Below are 2,591 nucleotides of genomic sequence, written 5' to 3' on the forward strand. Positions count from 1 at the left end.
GTGAGTGAACATTCGTGACACGCAATCGATTATCCAGGAATTCTAACTCGTTCATGGGAATCAATCCTTTTTGATTTTATTCCCATAATGTCAGCATCACTACCTCACCAACATTGCGTAAGAACCACAAATGTGCACAATAATGCAACGAAAAGTACAGAACTTTGCCAGCTGGGTTTTAGTGTTTCGACAACGCATGCGTGACACGATAACTGTCACCTGTGAAGTTTAGTATGTGAGCGTGATGGATGACGCGATCGACGAGTGCCGCCGTTAGGCGCGCGTCGCCAAAGATGCGATTCCACTGGCTGAACTCAAGGTTGGATGTGATGATCAGGCTCTTTCGCTCGTACCAGTCGGTGATGAGATGGAACAGGAGTTCCGCAGATTCTTTTGTGAGAGGGATGTATCCCATCTCGTCTAAAATGATAAGGTCTGCCGATTCGAGACGTGAATGGAAGCTGCTCAGTTTCCCATCCCGCCAGGCCTTGTTGAGTTGCTCTACGAGCTCGGAGACCCGGAAGAACCTCACCTCATAACCTTTGTGACAAGCTTCTCTCCCGAGTCCGATGGCCAAATGGGTCTTTCCTGTTCCCGGGGACCCTGTCAGAACGACGTTCTGTGAATGCTCGACGAAATTCAGTGAGGTCAGTTCGTCCTTATCCAAATGCTTCGGAAAGTAGATGTGATTGCCCCAGTGATAGTCGTCGAGTGACTTGTTGTTGATGAATTTCGCCTTTTTGATAAATCGTTGCGCCTTCGCTTCTTCGCGGAGGCGCATTTCCATAGAGAAAAGTTCCATAAGAAATTTTTCAGGAGATTCCGTTGGAATCGATTCATAGATTTCGGCGACGTAGGCAAGGCGGAGCGACTTGCACATTTCTTTCAAGCTCATGCAGTGCCACCTTCTTCCCACGGCCGATTCAGGCTATCGTACTTGCTCCAGTCCACATCATAAGGATGGCCCTCGACCACGGCTGGATCGTCGTCCTCGCTCAGTAGCTCGTATAGGCGTTCATTGATCTCGAGGATCGGATACAGTGCGAGCTTGGCTCGGATCCAGGCCAGTCTTTCCTGCCGAACGAGTAAGTTCGGCACGCCCAGGTACTCTTTGATTCTACCCGGCAGATATTCGGAATAACGGGAGTGACCGAAGCTTCTTGGCTTCTTGTGCCAAGTGCTGATGATGTTTTCCCACGGAAGCGCACGTTTTGTCATCATGTAGGGCCGTTTTTCTTCGTAGAGGATTTCTCCGTAAAGTGAGAGAATCTTCATTGAATCCCACCTTAAGATGGCGCGTACTTGCCCATGACGAGCCCCTGAAGGGACCAAGACTTTCGTCTTATCGATCGTTATTTCGCCGTACTTGTTCACCTTGAACAGTTCTTCTTTGAAGACAGGGAAGTCTTCTTGCGGCAATCGCAATAGATGTCTCTGCTCTTCTTCGAACAACTCACGGATCAGCACATGCTTTTCGTAATGCACTCTCTCCATGTCGTCCCGTAGGGAAACTGCGAGCTGTCGGTTCATCGAATCGTAATCATGCATGACAGGAGCCGGGACAAGAAAATTGTATCGAACGTATCCCACCTTGTTCTCGACACTTCCTTTCTCGTTCCCACTGTAAGGATTACAGCTTTGGACTTGGAAGCCATAATGAGCCATGAACTGCAGGAAAGCATCAGTATAGATCGCCTCTTCTTTCGTCGTTCGCGGTTGGATGACTGCGGCGGGGAGATTATCGATTCTGAGTTGTTGCGGCACACCACCGATTTCTTCAAAAAGCATTTTGAGTCCCGTAAGGAAGCACTCTTGGTTTTCTGCGGGGAGAACGACGGCTGCCGTGCGGTTGCTGAAGGGCAGACTCATGACGAGGCACTTCACATCGACCGCATGACTATCTTTGACGACTTCCATCGTCCCGAAATCCACCTGCGCCTCACCCGGAGGGTGCTGCAATCGTTCGTGCCTTGTGTCGTTTTCCTCCTCGCTCGTCATATGCCAGCTCTTGATGAAATTGCAGACCGTTCGGTAAGAACCCTCGAATCCGTTCGCCACCAGCGTTTCATAAATCTTTTTATTCGTTCGTCTTAACTTTTTCTGAAGCATCTGATCCTCGGTCAACCAATCCTCGACCATCTCGCCCCATTTTGTTCCGTACATCATGCCCCTCTTGGGGCGAATGGTTTCACTCGGCAATTGAGCTGAATCCGCGTATTTTTTTACTGTCCTCCAATTGAGGTCTAGATTTTTAGCGATTCGATTGATTGAATGTGATTTGTGGTTTCTGAGAAATTTGATACAATTGATATCGGACATTGCTAGCATTCCTTCCATCTCCTAACGTTCTTGTGTCGCAACTTAAACGTTAGGGTGAGATTGTGGTTGCTGGCAAGTCCTTTTTCTTTTCTAAAATAGGAGTGCAGAGTTGTGTACGTTTCCGTTGCACACTTCTGCACTCCTATGGTTCTTACGCAATGTTGGTGAGGTAGTGATGCTGACATTATGGGAATAAAATCAAAAAGGATTGATTCCCATGAACGAGTTAGAATTCCTGGATAATCGATTGCGTGTCACGAATGTTCACTCAC

Annotated in this window: 2 protein-coding genes; both read right to left on the minus strand. The window is 48.2% G+C overall.

Annotated features, from left to right (window positions below; genetic code table 11):
• Nucleotides 1-178: 178 nt before the first annotated feature.
• Nucleotides 179-895 (minus strand): IS21-like element helper ATPase IstB, encoded by a 717-nt coding sequence (gene istB, locus EVJ30_RS14800; RefSeq protein WP_131459130.1) that lies wholly within the window; start codon nt 893-895, stop codon nt 179-181.
• Nucleotides 892-2,328, minus strand: coding sequence for an IS21 family transposase (istA, locus tag EVJ30_RS14805; RefSeq protein WP_131469565.1), 1,437 nt, complete (start codon nt 2,326-2,328; stop codon nt 892-894). The genes istB and istA overlap by 4 nt, the downstream gene beginning before the upstream one ends.
• Nucleotides 2,329-2,591 lie beyond the last annotated feature (263 nt).

The sequence above is a fragment of the Exiguobacterium sp. SH5S13 genome (genome assembly GCF_004337085.1).
GTDB lineage: Bacteria > Bacillota > Bacilli > Exiguobacteriales > Exiguobacteriaceae > Exiguobacterium > Exiguobacterium aurantiacum_A.